The organism is Mannheimia sp. E30BD, assembly GCF_041807785.1.
In the GTDB taxonomy this organism is placed as follows: Bacteria; Pseudomonadota; Gammaproteobacteria; order Enterobacterales; family Pasteurellaceae; genus Mannheimia.
This window is the reverse complement of sequence record NZ_JBGTYX010000032.1, coordinates 1-15902: the sequence shown is the minus strand read 5'-3', so window position 1 is coordinate 15902 and position 15902 is coordinate 1. Positions and strand designations below refer to the sequence as shown.

General features: G+C 38.9%; 15 protein-coding genes and 2 pseudogenes. 8 read left to right on the top strand and 9 right to left on the bottom strand.

The window, feature by feature from the left end; translation table 11 throughout:
- The 3 genes and pseudogenes from ACERCG_RS11605 to ACERCG_RS11595 all read right to left on the bottom strand — a co-directional run.
- A pseudogene (locus tag ACERCG_RS11605) lies at positions 1 to 67 on the bottom strand (IS1595 family transposase); the annotation flags it as partial.
- Positions 68 to 161: 94 nt separating this feature from the next.
- Entirely contained in the window at positions 162 to 1313 is a 1152-nt protein-coding gene (gene metK / locus ACERCG_RS11600; protein ID WP_373612220.1) for a methionine adenosyltransferase, read from the bottom strand.
- A gap of 164 nt (positions 1314 to 1477) precedes the next feature.
- Entirely contained in the window at positions 1478 to 2320 is an 843-nt protein-coding gene (locus ACERCG_RS11595; protein WP_373612219.1) for a patatin family protein, read from the bottom strand.
- 138 nt (positions 2321 to 2458) lie between these two features.
- Between ACERCG_RS11595 and ACERCG_RS11590 the strand changes: the two genes are divergently transcribed.
- The 5 genes and pseudogenes from ACERCG_RS11590 to ACERCG_RS11570 all read left to right on the top strand — a co-directional run bounded on the left by ACERCG_RS11590 (position 2459) and on the right by ACERCG_RS11570 (position 6690).
- The gene (locus tag ACERCG_RS11590; protein WP_373612218.1) at positions 2459 to 3712 is read left to right on the top strand and encodes a DUF2254 domain-containing protein; all 1254 of its coding nucleotides are present in this window, start codon (positions 2459 to 2461) and stop codon (positions 3710 to 3712) included.
- Between the two features lies 1 nt (position 3713).
- On the top strand, positions 3714 to 4031 hold the full coding sequence (locus tag ACERCG_RS11585) for a TfoX/Sxy family protein (protein WP_373612217.1): 318 nt from the start codon (positions 3714 to 3716) through the stop codon (positions 4029 to 4031).
- Between the two features lie 82 nt (positions 4032 to 4113).
- Positions 4114 to 4824 carry a ribonuclease gene (locus tag ACERCG_RS11580; RefSeq protein ID WP_373612216.1) on the top strand — a complete coding sequence of 237 codons (711 nt, stop codon included), beginning with the start codon at positions 4114 to 4116 and terminating at the stop codon, positions 4822 to 4824.
- The gene (locus ACERCG_RS11575; RefSeq protein ID WP_373612215.1) at positions 4824 to 5312 is read left to right on the top strand and encodes a SprT family zinc-dependent metalloprotease; all 489 of its coding nucleotides are present in this window, start codon (positions 4824 to 4826) and stop codon (positions 5310 to 5312) included. Before ACERCG_RS11580 ends, ACERCG_RS11575 begins: the two co-directional genes overlap by 1 nt.
- A gap of 97 nt (positions 5313 to 5409) precedes the next feature.
- A pseudogene (locus tag ACERCG_RS11570) lies at positions 5410 to 6690 on the top strand (NAD(P)/FAD-dependent oxidoreductase).
- A gap of 70 nt (positions 6691 to 6760) precedes the next feature.
- Here the strand turns inward: ACERCG_RS11570 and ACERCG_RS11565 are convergent.
- Entirely contained in the window at positions 6761 to 7762 is a 1002-nt protein-coding gene (locus ACERCG_RS11565; RefSeq protein WP_373612221.1) for an ABC transporter substrate-binding protein, read from the bottom strand.
- Positions 7763 to 8019: 257 nt separating this feature from the next.
- Here ACERCG_RS11565 and ACERCG_RS11560 point away from each other — a divergent pair, with 257 nt between their 5' ends.
- Together ACERCG_RS11560 and ACERCG_RS11555 are read left to right on the top strand one after the other, a co-directional pair.
- The gene (locus ACERCG_RS11560; protein ID WP_373612214.1) at positions 8020 to 8715 is read left to right on the top strand and encodes an AzlC family ABC transporter permease; all 696 of its coding nucleotides are present in this window, start codon (positions 8020 to 8022) and stop codon (positions 8713 to 8715) included.
- Entirely contained in the window at positions 8702 to 9028 is a 327-nt protein-coding gene (locus tag ACERCG_RS11555; RefSeq protein WP_373612213.1) for an AzlD domain-containing protein, read from the top strand. The genes ACERCG_RS11560 and ACERCG_RS11555 overlap by 14 nt, the downstream gene beginning before the upstream one ends.
- 74 nt (positions 9029 to 9102) lie before the next feature.
- On the opposite strand, the gene ACERCG_RS11550 is transcribed toward ACERCG_RS11555, so the two are convergent.
- The 4 genes from ACERCG_RS11550 to yajC all read right to left on the bottom strand — a co-directional run bounded on the left by ACERCG_RS11550 (position 9103) and on the right by yajC (position 13700).
- Complete coding sequence (locus tag ACERCG_RS11550; RefSeq protein ID WP_373612212.1) at positions 9103 to 10404, bottom strand: NCS2 family permease; 1302 nt, start codon at positions 10402 to 10404, stop codon at positions 9103 to 9105.
- Between the two features lie 138 nt (positions 10405 to 10542).
- Positions 10543 to 11517, bottom strand: a complete 975-nt coding sequence (gene secF, locus ACERCG_RS11545) for a protein translocase subunit SecF (protein WP_373612211.1) — start codon at positions 11515 to 11517, stop codon at positions 10543 to 10545.
- Positions 11518 to 11527: 10 nt separating this feature from the next.
- Positions 11528 to 13369, bottom strand: coding sequence for a protein translocase subunit SecD (secD, locus tag ACERCG_RS11540; protein ID WP_373612210.1), 1842 nt, complete (start codon positions 13367 to 13369; stop codon positions 11528 to 11530).
- Between the two features lie 37 nt (positions 13370 to 13406).
- Positions 13407 to 13700 carry a preprotein translocase subunit YajC gene (yajC, locus tag ACERCG_RS11535; RefSeq protein ID WP_373612209.1) on the bottom strand — a complete coding sequence of 98 codons (294 nt, stop codon included), beginning with the start codon at positions 13698 to 13700 and terminating at the stop codon, positions 13407 to 13409.
- Between the two features lie 191 nt (positions 13701 to 13891).
- On the opposite strand from yajC, the gene ACERCG_RS11530 reads away from it, so the two are divergent.
- Positions 13892 to 14449 (top strand): YtfJ family protein, encoded by a 558-nt coding sequence (locus ACERCG_RS11530; RefSeq protein ID WP_373612208.1) that lies wholly within the window; start codon positions 13892 to 13894, stop codon positions 14447 to 14449.
- A 129-nt stretch (positions 14450 to 14578) separates the two neighbouring features.
- Here the strand turns inward: ACERCG_RS11530 and ACERCG_RS11525 are convergent.
- On the bottom strand, positions 14579 to 15902 hold a 1324-nt coding region (locus ACERCG_RS11525; protein WP_373612207.1), incomplete at its 5' end, for a CAP domain-containing protein.

The window sequence follows — 15902 nt, the reverse complement described above, 5'->3', positions numbered from 1 at the left end:
TTACGCCTGCTACAAACAGCTCTATGAGTTTATGTTGTTTGTACTGACTTAGACGACTTTTTCTCATAAGGTTATCTTAACCTAAATGGAAGTTTTAGTCGTTATCTAGGACAGCCCCAAAAATTAAGCCTAAGCTATTTTATAAAACTTAGGGCTTATTATTATAATCCTGCTCCAGATCTTAATGCTTCTGCTTTATCTGTTTTTTCCCAAGGGAAATGTTCACGACCGAAATGACCATAAGCGGCAGTTTTACGATAAATTGGCTTAATTAAATCTAACATTTTGATTAAACCGTAAGGGCGTAAATCGAAGTTTTGGTAGATTAATTTCACTAAAGTTTCGTTGCTCACTTTACCTGTGCCGAATGTTTCTACCATAATAGAGGTTGGGTTAGAAACACCGATAGCGTAAGAAAGCTGAATTTCGCAACGTTCAGCTAAACCAGCCGCAACAATGTTTTTCGCTACATAACGAGCAGCATAGGCGGCAGAACGGTCCACTTTTGAAGGGTCTTTACCAGAGAATGCACCACCACCGTGACGAGCTGCACCGCCGTAAGTATCTACAATGATTTTGCGCCCTGTTAAACCACAGTCGCCCATAGGGCCACCAATTACAAAGCGACCTGTTGGGTTAATAAAGTATTTGGTATTTTGGCTTAACCATTCACTTGGAAGAACTGGCTTGATAATTTCTTCCATCACACCTTCGATTAAATCTTTTTGTGAAATATGCTCAGCGTGTTGAGTAGAGAGTACGACTGCATCAATACCAATAATTTTGTTGTTTTCATAAGCAAAGGTTAATTGGCTTTTTGCATCGGGGCGTAACCAATCTAATTTTCCTGATTTGCGTACTTTCGCTTGCTGCTCCATTAAACGGTGAGCGTAGGTAATAGGGGCAGGCATTAACACTTCGGTTTCATTTGTGGCATAACCGAACATAATCCCTTGGTCACCTGCACCTTGCTCTAATGGATCAGCTCTATCCACGCCTTGATTGATATCTGGAGACTGTTTGCCGATTGCGTTTAATACTGCACAAGAGTGAGCATCAAAGCCCATATCTGAATGCGTATAGCCAATATCACAAATCACTTGGCGAGTTAAGTTTTCAATATCAACCCACGCAGAAGTAGTAATTTCGCCACCAACTAATGCCATACCTGTTTTAACGTAAGTTTCACAAGCTACACGCGCTTTCGGGTCTTGCTTTAAAATTTCATCTAATACCGCATCTGAAATTTGGTCTGCGATTTTATCTGGGTGTCCTTCTGATACGGATTCAGAAGTGAATAAATTAATTGCCATTGTATTCCTCTCTATCTTAAATATTGGATAATAAACAATAACAAGCGGTTGTTTTTTGCAAAAAATTTACAAAAATGAACCGCTTGTTGAAATTTTGTTTGGAAGTATTTCCATCTAGACGTCTATGATATATTTTTTGAGCTTTTTAGGCAAATGGAATTTTGCTATTTGCTTAAATAACGTCTTAATTCATCTAGTGCATTTTTTGCATCGGATACGCCCAAATCATACATCGCTTGAACTCGGTCGAGATTTTTCTCCAAGCGGCTGATTTTCATCGTTTTGCTTGGGCGAATCACAAAGATTTCTTGTTGATTGTGCAGCTCAATCACTTCCTCAACCGCTTGATTATATTCCGCATAACGGTTTGCCCAACGTTCGATTAATTTAGGATATTTCTGATAAAACCATTTAAACAGCCACATTGAGCTTGGTTTTTTGCGGTATTCCAGTGGTCGGGTAAGAATAACGATAATTTTATCGTAGCCCATTTCACGGAATTTCCGATAAGGAATGCTGTCGGAAATCCCGCCGTCTAAATAGTGTTTGCCGTTGATTTCCACCAGTTTTGAGACTAACGGCATTGCCGAGGTGGCTCTGAAAGCTTCCATTTGCTCGAATGCGTTCTGGATTTTAATGTATTCGGGTTCGCCGATTTCCACATTGGTGACGGTTACCCAAAAATCGGTTTTAGATTGCTCAAAAGCATTTTGATCGAATGGGTCGAGCTTAAAAGGCAATTCATAAAAAGCGAAATCACGATTGACGATATTCCCCGTGGTGAATAGGCTGTGCAGGCTCATATATCGCTTATCGTGCAGATATTTTTTATTGTATCTTAACGAACGCCCTTTTTGTTTGGAGGCGTAATTTACCCCAAATAATGCCCCAGCAGATACGCCAATCACACCATCAATATGGATATTTTCGTCTAAAAAAACATCTAACACACCACTGGTGAACATGCCTCTTAGCCCACCACCTTCAAGCACTAATCCGATTTTCATATCATTCTCCTTGTGTTGGTTTATTATAGCTTGAAAGATTGTAGCTACCCAACAATCGAGCAAAATTTTATTTTTTTATATTCGTAAAATTTTGTTAGAATCAGACCGCTTGTAAGGCGATATTTATTTAGGGGTTTTATGTTATATCGAGGATTACTATATTTAAGACAGCCAAGTAATCGTTTGTGGGTTTCGACTATTTTATCCGTATTTTGGGCTATTTTATTTGCCTTTGTGGCAAAACTCTCCAATTTGTTTTTTCCACCAGACACTTTCCCTAAAATTGAGTTAAGTACCTTAGAGAGTTTGTTAAATGTGATTGCTTCAACGATGTTTGCAGTAAGTACTTTTTCGCTTTCGATTATGGTATCAGCATTCAGTTCTGCAGCCAGTGGTGCAACACCTAGAGCAACCAATTTGGTAATTGATGATAGGGTAAGTAGAAGAACCATATCCAGTTTTATTTCCGCATTCATTTATGCGATTATTGCGAAAACAGCTCTAGGTTTGGAGTTTTTTGAGCAAAACGGACAGTTTGTTTTATTTTTAACAACACTTGCCGTACTTGGCTATGTTATTTTTACGCTTATTCGTTGGATCTACGTTCTCTCTCACTTAGGACGTTTAGGCAATACTTTAGATAAAATTTATCATTCAAGTGAAAAAAGTTTACAAAGTTATCGGGCGAATCCGCTGTTAGGTACAGCTTGGAAAGGTACATTAGGGCTACAAGCTCAACCTATTTATGCTCAAAATACAGGCTATTTAACTCACATTGATCTAGCACGATTACAGAAAATTGCCCAAGGGCTTGAAACCTATATTCATATTGAGGTTCGCCCTGGTGAATTAGTTATGCCGGATATGTTATTAGCTAAGGTTGATTACGCAGGCGATAAAACAGATGATATTCGCCAATGTTTCATTATTCATAAAGATCGCAGTTTTGACCAAGACCCAATATGGGGATTTATTGTCTTTAGTGAAGTCGCACAAAGAGCCTTATCGCCAGCGGTGAACGACCCAGGAACTGCGATAAAGGTTATGATGAATATGATGAAGTTACTCGTTACGCCTTGTGAGCATTATAGCTCAAAAGAAGAATATGATCGGCTATCTATTGTGCCGTTAGCTCTGAGTCAGGTAATTGAGCACAGCTTTTCACCTATCGCCCGTGATGGTGGGGCAACGTTGGAGATAGGAATTACCTTACAAAAAATGCTTGCCGGAATTTGGCGTAACGCCCCGGAGGCTGAGATTCGGGAACAGGCTTTTCGTCAAGCTGAAAATTATTTGAACAGGGCTAAAACCTCTTTAACTTTTGAAGAAGATTTTAATCTATTGAAAGAAAAGCATTTATCGCTCTTTAATCAACATAAGGCTGAGAGATAAAATGGCAGATGCAGAATTTATCCGTTTTTTGTTAGATCAGCTTTCGCCGATTTCAGGCTTGCGTTCGAAAAAAATGTTTGGCGACTATTGCTTGTTTTCGGGCGAGAAAATTGTGGCAATTATTAGCAAAGATTACCGTATTTTTGTGAAAACCAATGCAGACACCTTGCCACTGTTTTTAGCCGAAAATGCCGAGCAATTTTGCTATTTTGCCAAAGGCAAAACCCAGAAAATGCACTATTGGACGATTCCCGAATATGCAGTGGAAGATGCTGCTGAGTTGAAAAAATGGATTCGCCTTGGCTTACAAGCGGTCTGATTTTGCAAAAAATTTGTAAAATATGTCCGCTTGCAGTTTGAACTTTTAACTTTTTACATTAAATAATTGATTGAAAATGAAGATGAATCAGAAAAAACTTGTTTCCCTTATTGTGTTAGTTGTGCTGGCTGTTATTTCCTACTTTTTTAACGATTCGGGGAAAAAAGAGCAGCCGAAACCAACCACAAAGCAGACACAAATTCAGCAAAATACGCAGTCGAGCAGTGCTTTAGGCAATTACGATGTGAAGATGAAAAATGATCGCTTAAAGCAGAATATTGTGGAAACTGAGTTTTACACCTTAGCTCTTTCGTGGTCACCAGCGTTTTGTCAAAAGCAGAGACGCAATAATAACGGAAAAATACCGCAACATTTGAAATATCAGTGTGATGGAGAACAAACATTTGGCTGGGTAATTCACGGCTTATGGCCGCAAAGTAGAAATGCCCGTCGCATTGAAGATCACCCACGCTATTGCGAAGGGGATTTGCCAATGTTGCCTGAAGTAACTATTAGAAAATACTTACCTGAATCCCCTGGCGCAAAATTATTACAAGGTGAGTGGGAAAAACACGGTGCTTGTGCGTTTAACCAAGCCGAGGACTATTTTGCGAAGCAGAAATCGCTCTTTAATGACTTGATATTGCCTGATGTAGATATGTCAAAATCTGAACTATTTAAATGGGTAAGAGAGAATAATCCGCAGCTTAAGGGCATTTATTTAGGAGGGGGAAAAGATGAACTCTATATCTGCTATGATAAATCTTGGCAGCCAATGGATTGCCCTCACTGATGTCTGATTTTCGCCAACTTAAAATGCAGGTTCAACGCCAGCTAAAGCGTGATTTAGAGCGAGCAAATCGTTATTTCAACAAAACTTTTGCTCCACCAACGGTAAATTATAACGTCCGTGGGGTAAAGGCTGGTGTAGCTTATTTAGAACGTAATGAAGTGCGGTTCAACCCAGTGTTATTGCAAGAAAACGGGCAGGAATTTATTAGCCAAGTCGTGCCGCACGAGCTTGCTCATATCCTAGTTTATCAACACTTTGGGCGAGTTCAATCACACGGAAAAGAGTGGAAAATGATGATGGAAACCGTACTCGGCGTGCCGGCAGACATTTATCATTGCTTTAGTACGCAAAGTGTGCAGCAACAATTTACTTATCAATGTGATTGCCAAACCCATCAACTTTCTATTCGTCGACATAATGCGGTAATGCGTGATAAACGAAGCTATATTTGCCGTTTGTGTAAAACACTGCTTCACTTTGTGGAGTAAAGCTAAAATAATGTTGTAATTTAGCTAGACATTATTTTTTTACTCCCTCCAATGACCTTAGTTTTAATTTATTTAATTTCTACTTTCGGAGCATTTTATGGAAACTATTGTTATAGTCGGAGGGGGAGCAGGAGGGTTAGAGCTTGCAACTTACTTAGGGCGTAAACTGGGGAGAAAACAAAAGGCGAGAGTCATTTTAATTGACCGCAATACAACCCATTTGTGGAAATCATTGTTACACGAAGTTGCAACAGGCACGCTTGATGGGGGAATGGATGCACTCAGCTATTGAGCTCACGCTAAAAATCACGGCTTTGAGTTTCAACAAGGCACACTTGTTGCGGTGGATAGAGAGAATAAATCGGTATCTCTTGCTCCGATTTACAATGATAAAAATCAATTATTGGTGAAAGAGCGTAATATCAGTTACGATAAACTAGTGATTGCAATTGGCAGTAAATCAAATGACTTTGGTACGAAGGGCGTAGCGGAAAACGGTATTTTCTTAGACGGCTCAAAGCAAGCTAAAGATTTCCAAAAACGTATGATGGAACTGTTTTTACAATTCTCTCATAGTGAAGATAAAGATGTAAAAATTGCGATTGTAGGCGGTGGTGCAACAGGTATCGAACTTTCTGCGGAGCTTTACAATATCGTTAGAAACTTAAATTCTTATGGTTTTGGTAAGTTAAACCGTGCCAGTTTAAAAGTTACCTTAATTGAAGCTGGTCCTCGCTTAATTCCTGCTTTGCCGGAAAGAATTTCAATTGCAGCATTCCAAGAGCTGAAAAAAGCTGGGGTGGAAGTGCGTTTAGGCACAATGATTACGGAAGCTCGTGAAGATGGCTTGATGACACGTTTAGGTGAAAAAATTGAAGCCGATATTATGGTTTGGGCGGCAGGTGTGAAAGCTCCGGATATTACGCGTGAATTTGGCTTTGAAACCAACCGTTTGAACCAAATTCAGGTTAAAGATACCTTGCAAGCGACCGTTGATGATGCGGTTTTTGTGATTGGTGATTGTGCTGCCTTAATGCAAGATGGAAAACCTATTCCACCGCGAGCTCAAGCAGCCCATCAAATGGCAACCTTATGTGGTAAAAACATTGTTGCTTTACTTGAAGGAAAAGAGCTGAAGCCATTTAGATTTAATGACAAAGGCTCGTTACTTTCATTTTCGAAATTTGGCACAGTTGGCAATTTAATGGGGAATTTAGTCAGTGGCGATATGTTTATTGAAGGCAAAATTGCTAGATTTGCACATCTTTCGCTATATCGAATGCACCAAGTTGCATTACACGGTTGTTTTAAAACAGGGTTGATTGTTTTAGTGGGGCAGATTAACCGCTTCCTACGTCCAACAATGAAATTACACTAAGAAAAAATCCGCATCACTGATGCGGATTTTCGTTTACAAGCGGTTATTTTATTTAAAAATTTTGCAAAGGTTATTTAGCCAATTTGATTTCAGCTAACCATTTATCTACCAAGCGTTTTCCTTCTTGGCTTGAACCTGCTTTTTTATAATCAATTTCAACAAACTCAAGGGCATCCGATTTGGTTGATTGAGGTGCTACTTCGGCATTTACATTAGTTGGCGTTTGATAAACGCCGTGTTTTTTCCACGGAATTTCTTGGGCTTCTTTGGAAAGTACCCAGTCCATAAATAGCTTTGCATTTTCAAGGTTACGAGCGTTTTTCAAAATACTCACGCCACCTAACGCATACCCCACTTTGCCTTCAGGAATAACCGCTTCAACCGGTGCTCCTTTCTCCTTTTCAGTGGCATAGCTATGTACAAAACCGACAGTTACTGCACTTTCCCCTCGAGCCAGATTACTGGTTACTAATGCACTTTTGACATATTGTGAAATATTCGTATTCAATTTTTTCAAGTAATCAAAGGTTTTTTCTTCGCCCCACAGAGTGGAAAGAGTGGTCATTAACGTATAAGTTGTGCCAGAGCTGCGAGGGTCAGGCAGTTGGACTTCACCTTGTAGACGAGAGTCGAGTAAATCGTCCCATTTTTTCGGCATTTCAACCCCAAGCTTGGCTAATTTTTCCGTATTTACGCCAAATCCAAGCACTAACATATAGACAATGGAAGTAAATTTGCCTTGCTCGCTTTCCACTAAGGATTTAAATTGCGGTAAGATTTCAGCCTGCTTTGGTGAGCGATATGCTTCTAATAAGCCTAATTCACCCGCTTGAAAATGTGGCTCAATAGTGCCTCCATACCAAATATCCGCTTGTGGATTTGAGGCTTCAGCTTTTACTTTACCCAAAATCGTGCCTGTTCCACCGTGAATAAATTGCGTTTTAACATTATATTGTTGCGAAAATTGTTTGGTCATATCTTCACAAACATTGTTTTGTACCGAGCAATAAACCGTTAAACGCCCTTCTGCTTGAACGTTAGGTGTTATAAACAATGTTCCGGAGAGCAACAAGCCGGATAATAAAGAGGCTAATGATTTTTTCACTTCCTATTCCTATAAAAATATCAATAAATTGGGAAGTAAGTCTAGCATTTCAGGAGAGAGGTTAAAAATAGCTAATCGTAATAAAGTATGTCAATTTAACCTATTATTCTAATAACTTTCAGCTATTTGTAAATTTTTAGCAAAAAATAACCGCTTGTAGTAACTTGCTATTTTGCAAAAATTCAGAATAATAAATAATTATGTTTTAATGTTAAATTTTAGTTATGGAAAATAGTTGGAAGTGTGCTATTAAATTAACCACACCAATTTTTATGGGGTATTTTGCTGCAGGGGTGGCTTATGGAATGCTGGCAACGAATGCTGGAATGCCAGTTTGGTTTACTGTTGCAATGAGCTTTACTGTAATTTCTGGTACAGCACAATATGCTGCAATTCCCTTTTTTGTATCAGGAGCTGGAGTAATCCCTGTATTCCTGAGTACACTTTTAATGAGCTTGCGTTTTAGTTTTTATACCTTGAATATGATGGAATATAAGCCAAAGTCTCGCCTTAAAGGTATTGTTTCCATTGCAGGCTTAACAGACGAAGGCTTTGCGGTGTTATCTACGCTTGCGAAAGAACAACGACAAGCGTTCATTTTTAAAGTTGCCACCTTATGTATAACATATTGGACATTCTCAACTGTTGTGGGGATTTTATTGGGAGATTCTGTTGCAAACTATATTCCACATTTAGATTTTGCCTTACCGTGTTTATTTGCTATTTTAGCTTACGAACAATATAAAAACCAAAAACAGTGGAAGCCAATTGCGATTGCATTAATCGGATTTTTACTTGCTCGCCAGATTACTGAAACAAGTGTGCTGTTAGTTGCTATTTTGCTTGCCATTATCATTGTAGCTTTTTTACCTGAATCGTTCTCTAAAAATACGAAAGGAGTAGAAAATGAGCCTAAATGATATTTTGATTATGTTTGTTGCCTTGATTTTAGGTACGCAAATTTGCCGTTTTTTGCCTGAATTTTTACCGAAAAAGGTGCTATCTTTGCCTATTTTGCAAAAATTAAACAAAATGTTACCACTTGTGATTATGGTTTTATTGCTTTTAACTAGCCTAACTTTTCCCAAAAGCGGAGAAGGGCCTCACTTAATTTTGGCACAAACTCTCGCATTACTCTGCGTGTTAGGCAGCTATATTTGGTTTAAAAATACCTTTTTAAGTGTAGCATTAGGGATTTTGGGCGTGAATGTATTTTTATCAATTTTAAGCTAATTGCAAATTTTAGAAAAAATGACCGCTTGTAACTAAATATCACAAGCGGTCATTTTTCATTGATTTTTTACAAATTAGATAGCTAAACCAAAGGCATAGAATGCAACTAAAATAACAGCAATAATAATAGTGCCTAAGTTTAACTTGCTTGCTTCGCCTGAGATTAAGCGACCGATTACAAGTGTGGCAAACCCTAGCATAATACCTGTTACGATGTTGGCGGTCAATACAATAAATACCGCACATACAAGACCCGCCATTGCACCTACGAAATCGCTGAAATCTAATCTTGAAACATTGCTTAACATTAATAAGCCAACATACATTAATGCGGGTGCAGTTGCATAGCTTGGCACTAAGAAAGCTAGTGGTTGAAAGAACAGCATAAATAAGAAGCCAATACCCACGACTACTGCAGTTAAACCCGTCTTACCACCAATTGCTGTACCAGCTGCGGATTCAATATAAACCGCTGCAGGTGCTGTACCGAATAAGCCTGATAAAATTGAGCCGAAAGAGTCCGATGTTAAAGCTTTGTCGCCATTGATGATTTGCCCGTCTTTATCTAATAAATTCGCTTGACCTGCCACTGCACGAATTGTACCTGTTGCATCAAAAATAGCCGTCATTACTAACGCAAACACCACAGGTAGAATTGCTGTGTTTAATGCCCCAATAATATCTAGGCTTAGGAATTGAGAGTTTTCGCCAAAACTTGGCATTTTGAAAAAGCCTGCGTATTTTACGTTTGGATCAAAAATTAACCCAACAATGGTAATTGCAATGATTACCCATAAAATACTGCCTTTTACTTTAAGTTTTTCTAAGCCGATAATAGCTGCTAAACCAATTAAAGACATTAGTACAGGGAATGAAGTAAAATCGCCTAATTTTACAGGAATATCCATACCGCTGTTTACGACTAATTTTACGTTAGTTGCTGCAATAATCAGTAGGAATAAGCCGATACCAATACCAGCACCGTGTGCAATGCTGCTTGGTAAATTACGCAAAATCCAAGTACGAATACCCGTTGCAGAAATAATGGTAAACACCACACCCATTAAAAAAATTGCACCAAGTGCTACAGGGATTGAAACATTTTGCCCAAGCACTAAGCTGAAAGCCGTAAATGCAGTAAGAGAAATTGCACAACCAATCGCCATTGGAGCATTTGCCCATAAGCCGATGATGATTGAGCCTAAACCTGAAACTAAGCAAGTGGCAATAAAGACTGATTCTGCAGGAAAGCCAGCTTGGCTTAACATTCCCGGCACAACAATAACAGAATACACCATTGCAAGGAAAGTTGTTAAACCTGCGATGACTTCTTGACGAACGTTTGAACCACGCTCTTCAAATTTAAATAAGGACATAAAAACCTCAAAGAAAAAAGATAAATAGAAAGGAAAATTTTGTGGGCGAATTCTACAGAAATTTAAAATGTTTAGCAAACGTTTGCGTAAAAAATAAAGAAAAGCAGGAAATAAATCCTGCTTTTGTCTGATTATTGATTAGTAATCGATAAAGGCTTCTTGATCCGCACCTTCTTTTTCGACTTTAGGTTGAACCATATGTTCACGTTTCAAGCCAAGTTGTAGTGCTACACCGATAGCAATATAGATTGATGAATAAGTACCAAAAACGATACCAATTAATAATGCAAGCGAGAAGCTATGAAGTGTTGGACCACCTAAATAGAATAGGGCTAACACCACAAAGAGGGTGGTAACAGAGGTCATTAAGGTACGAGAAAGCGTTTGGCCTAATGAAATATCCACTACTTCAATTGAGCTTAAACGACGAATTTTCGAGAAGTTTTCACGTACACGGTCGAACACAACAATGGAGTCATTAAGTGAGTAACCTACCACCGACAAAATCGCCGCTACGAAGGTAAGATCAAGCTCAATCTGTAAGAAAGAGAATACCCCAAGTGTTACTAATACATCGTGGAATAAAGCAATGATACCACCTACTGCTAAACGCCATTCAAATCGTGTACCGACATAAATAAGTAGCATTGCAAGGGTGGCAAGTGTTGCATAAATTGCCCCTTGTGTAAGTTCTTCCCCTACGTTAGGTCCAACAAACTCAACACTTTTGATTGTGGCATTTGGGTCGATCTTTTGATGGATCATATCCATTACTTGATTACCAACCGTCATATCACCTGCATTCGCACCTAAACGGATCATTAAATCCGTTTGGCTACCTGTGGTTTGCACTAAAGCACTACCATAGCCAATGCCATCAAGTTCTGTACGAAGTTTATTTAGGTCAGCCGGTTGTGAGAATTGGGTTTCAATTACCGTACCGCCTGTGAAATCTAAGCCCCAGTTAAATCCTTTCGTTGCAATAATGAAAATACATAATGCAGATAAAATAATCGAAAAGATGAAACCGAAGTAACGGTATTTCATAAACGGAATGAACTTATAAGGCAGTTTAATCTCTGCTACATCTTGTTTTGCATTTTCAATAGCCATTTATTCCACCTTAAATCCAAAGTTTCTTCACACGTTTGCCGCCATAAACCCAGTTTACTAACATTCGAGTACCTGTAATTGCGGTAAACATAGAAATAATTACCCCTAACGCAAGCGTTACTGCAAAGCCTTTTACTGGACCTGTTCCTACCCCATACAGGACTAGAGAGGTTAAAATTGTGGTTAAATTCGAGTCAAAAATACTTGAGAATGCACCACTATAGCCTTCGTGAATTGCTTGCTGAATAGAGCGTCCATTACGAATTTCTTCTTTAATACGCTCATAGATCAGTACGTTTGCATCAACCGACATACCCACAGCAAGTACAATACCCGCAATGCCCGGCATTGTAAGGGTTGCCCCGATTAATGACATTAATCCAATAGTCAGGATCATATTTACTATTAAAGCAAAAGCAGCAAACACCCCAAACATCTTATAAAATGCTAGACAGAACAAAATGGTTAAGCCTAAGCCTAATAGACTTGCTTCCATACCTTGCTTGACGTTATCTGCACCAAGTGATGCTCCGATAGTGCGCTCTTCTACAATGACGATTGGAGCAATTAATGCACCGGAACGTAGTAATACCGCAAGGTTTTGGGCTTCTGCCGGTGAATTAATACCTGTAATTTGGAAATTATTACCTAAACGAGTTTGAATAGTTGCTACGTTAATCACTTCTTCGTGTTTTTCCAAAATCACTTTGCCGTTTGCATCTTTACGACCTGAATCTTTAAATTCGGTATAAAGGGTTGCCATCGGTTTTTGGATTGCCATTTTGGTAATTTCACCCATCATTTCGCCACCGGCAGTATCTAATCGAATACTTACTTGTGGTAAGCCTCGATCATCTGTGCCTGAAGTGGCATCAATAATATGCTCACCACCTAAAGATGGTTTACGGCGTAATACAACAGGCTCACCATCGCGGGTGTTTTGTACTTCAGAGTCAGCAGACACAATACCTTTAGCAGCAGAAGCTAAATTTGCTTCCGTATTCACTAAACGGAACTCAAGCGTTGCAGTTGCCCCTAAAAGCTCTTTGGCACGTGCGGTATCTTGCACACCTGGTAATTCCACCACGATACGATCAGCACCTTGACGTTGAATAGTTGGCTCAGAAACGCCTAATTCCTCTACACGCTTACGCAAAATTGAGAGGTTTTGCTCAATCGCCATACTGCGAGAATCAGAAAGAGCTTGTGTTGATGGCGTTAAGGTAACGTTGTTACCATTCACTAATATATCAAGTGTTGGGTGAGAACGGCGAATTAAACGAACCGCATTTTCAGCCGTTTCGTTATTAACAAATTCAATCTCAGTTGCAAAATTTTCGCCTTTTTTGACCGCTTTATATTGCAGTTTTTCTCTACGGAAATCATTACGCAAGCTGTCTTGCAAGGTATCTTGCTGTTTAGCAAGAGCGGTGTTCATATCCACTTCCATTAAGAAGCGAACACCGCCAAGCAAGTCTAAGCCTCGTTTCATCGGGCTTCCACCAATATCAGAGAGCCATTTTGGTGTTGCTGGTGCAAGGTTTAATGCAACAGAGTAGTTATTACCTAATGCTTCAGAAATTTTTTCTTTGGCTGGAAGTTGCTGTTCCGCACTTTCTAAACGCACCAAGATCGAACCGTTTTCTAACACAGCGGATTTCGGCTGAATATTCATTGATGAAAGTGTAGATTGAACTTGAGTAAGGGTTTCAGGTGTGGCTTGTTGTCCACGAGTACCAGAAATTTGGACTGATGGATCATCGCCATATAAATTTGGAAGGGCATATAAAGTACCAATGGCGATCACGAAGATCACCATTAAATTCTTCCATAGAGGGAAACGGTTTAACACAATAAATCCCCAAATGTTAAAGTTAGATTAGAGGGCATTAAAGCGATTTTAATGAACCTTTTGGTAGTACAGCCACAACGAAATCACGCTTAATGGTTACTTCAGTTGTGTCGTTTAATGCGATAACGATATTGTCATTTTCAGCAGCTACTTTCGTAATTTTTCCGATTAAACCACCGCTGGTTAATACTTCTTCGCCTTTTGCGAGGCTTGCTAGTAATTCACGTTGTTGTTTTTGGCGTTTTGCCTGCGGACGATAAATCATAAAATAGAAAATTGCACCGAAAACAATCAGAATAAAGATCATTTCCATTCCGCCACCTTGTTGCATAAAGACTCCTTAAATTGTGTTAAGTGGTATAAAAATTGATGTTATAAAAACGCCTGTTAAAATACCATAAATTCAATGAATTAACGAGTAGAAAAATTCATCGAATGCTTTTCTTTTAAACAAAAATTTGAGTAAAATCGCCATATTTGTTTACTAATATGTACAAGACTTCGTAAAAACAAGGAGAAAAAATGGGAAAAGTCGGAAAACTAGCGGTCGTTTTTGGACTCTTTTTTGCAAATATGAGTTTTGCTCATAATGTGAAACTAAATCAAGTTCTGCCAGCCGTTTCTGTCGCTAAAGATGGCGAATTAGTGCTTCAATCAGGTAAAATTGCGTATAAAAACTGGAGTTCCTCATCTGTTGCAGGAAAAGTAAGGGTAGTGCTTCATTTGGCCGCAAGAAGTTCGGTAAAAAAGAAAAATGCAGCCTTAATTGATGCGTTAAAAAGCACCAATTTTGACCCGACTAAGTACCAAACCTTAACCATTGTGAATGGCGATGATGCAATATTCGGCACAGGGCTTTTTGTGAAAAGCAATGTAGAAGACGGCAAATTGGAAAATCCTCGCAGCCAAGTGGTATTGGATCAGCAAGGTAATGTACGAAAAGTGTGGGGGCTAAAAGAGCAAGAGAGCTTTATTGCGGTGCTGGATAAATCAGGCAAAGTACAATTTACCTCAGAAGGCAAACTTTCTTCCTCTCAAATCCAAGAAGTGCTGGGGTTAGTGAAAAAATTAGTGGAGTAGTTTCAAATTAACGCTAGTAATAAATAGCTTGCAAGCAAGCGATCTATTTTACAGAGTTTTTAAATGATTAATAATTAAGCCTCGAGAAATGCTTCACGAGGCTTATCATAATTTGCTTACACTAATTGATTATTTTTGCTTTGCTCCATAAGAACCATATTGATTGCTAGTGTGATCGTAGAATACTCCACCCAGCTCAGCGGCTTTTGGTCCAAAGAAGCCACCTTGCGTTTCAACTTTAGCGTCCTGATTGCTATGGAAAGAACTTCCACGAATGACTGCGTGAATATCTAATATATTGTTACCCTCTTGTGATAATACGCCATTGAGTTTTTTATTGCTAAAATCTGCTTGGAATGCTGCATTTAAGAAGGCATTACTATTCCCGTCAGTCATAAAGGCTTTACCCTCGTAATTGATAGTACCGCTACTTGGCACTTCTTCAAAAATAGTATTGTTGCCACGATAGAACACTTGATATTTATCATCTTGATCTTTCAATGCTCCAAAACGGACATCACCGTAGCCGTTTATTACCGCATTATAAATGGTGGTATCGGTAATGTTTTTTAAATGATGCCATTCTCCGTTTGAAGGGATATCAGCAATATAAAGAGATTTTCCGTTTTCTAGGGAAATCCAATTCATAGCCGGTCTTGAACCAATTAGTTTAGCTGTGGCATCAAATAATTTGGCTTTAGCTGAAGAGCTATTTTCATCAAAATAGTAAGGTGTGGTTGTGTCATTAAAACCAAAAATTTGTACCCATTGATAAGTACGTGTACTGCCTGGAACAGATACTACCCCAATACCAATTTTAGTGAATCCTTCTCTAATCATATTAGCATAATGACCTGGGCTATTTTCCCAGCCTTTACTCACATCTAATGCTGTTTTATGACCTGCAGCAATATTTTCACCGCCACCACCTTGAAGTCCCTGGACGAAAATCGAGCTGTTATCAGGTCTTTCGTGATCGTAGCGACCTGCTAACTCTTCAGCACGGCGTTGAGCAAATGCAGTCAAAGCAGTATCAAGCACAAGAGCTGGAAGTCCTTTTTCTGCTCTAAGTTTATTAGTGTAATCGACAATTTCTTGTACCGATTGCTTTTGGCTTTCTGTCATTGGTTTGACTTTAAAAGACTCTACTGTGCTTTGTGTACCGGCTTTAGGTTGGAGGTAAATGTTGTCTTGAGCAACTTTTAATTGACCATATTCGATTTTAGTATTAATCCTATTAAGTTCATATACTTTGTTTTGGATATTTTCACTTTCTAAAGCAGAATTTTTTACGGTAATCCTATTTAAATTATCTGAATTATCAGTATTGGGGGTATTGCCCGAAGTATTATCGGTGTTTGGGGTATTGCCCGAAGTATTATCGGTGTTTGGGGTATTGCCCGAAGTATTATCGGTGTTTGGGGTATTGTCCGAAGTATTGTCGGTGTTTGGG

Bases quoted from the DNA above. Each gene is read 5' to 3' on its own strand.
- metK (WP_373612220.1), bottom strand. From the start codon at position 1,313: ATGGCAATTAATTTATTCACTTCTGAATCCGTATCAGAAGGACACCCA.
- ACERCG_RS11595 (WP_373612219.1), bottom strand. From the start codon at position 2,320: ATGAAAATCGGATTAGTGCTTGAAGGTGGTGGGCTAAGAGGCATGTTC.
- ACERCG_RS11590 (WP_373612218.1), top strand. From the start codon at position 2,459: ATGTTATATCGAGGATTACTATATTTAAGACAGCCAAGTAATCGTTTG.
- ACERCG_RS11585 (WP_373612217.1), top strand. From the start codon at position 3,714: ATGGCAGATGCAGAATTTATCCGTTTTTTGTTAGATCAGCTTTCGCCG.
- ACERCG_RS11580 (WP_373612216.1), top strand. From the start codon at position 4,114: ATGAATCAGAAAAAACTTGTTTCCCTTATTGTGTTAGTTGTGCTGGCT.
- ACERCG_RS11575 (WP_373612215.1), top strand. From the start codon at position 4,824: ATGTCTGATTTTCGCCAACTTAAAATGCAGGTTCAACGCCAGCTAAAG.
- ACERCG_RS11560 (WP_373612214.1), top strand. From the start codon at position 8,020: ATGGAAAATAGTTGGAAGTGTGCTATTAAATTAACCACACCAATTTTT.
- ACERCG_RS11555 (WP_373612213.1), top strand. From the start codon at position 8,702: ATGAGCCTAAATGATATTTTGATTATGTTTGTTGCCTTGATTTTAGGT.
- ACERCG_RS11550 (WP_373612212.1), bottom strand. From the start codon at position 10,404: ATGTCCTTATTTAAATTTGAAGAGCGTGGTTCAAACGTTCGTCAAGAA.
- secF (WP_373612211.1), bottom strand. From the start codon at position 11,517: ATGGCTATTGAAAATGCAAAACAAGATGTAGCAGAGATTAAACTGCCT.
- yajC (WP_373612209.1), bottom strand. From the start codon at position 13,700: ATGCAACAAGGTGGCGGAATGGAAATGATCTTTATTCTGATTGTTTTC.
- ACERCG_RS11530 (WP_373612208.1), top strand. From the start codon at position 13,892: ATGGGAAAAGTCGGAAAACTAGCGGTCGTTTTTGGACTCTTTTTTGCA.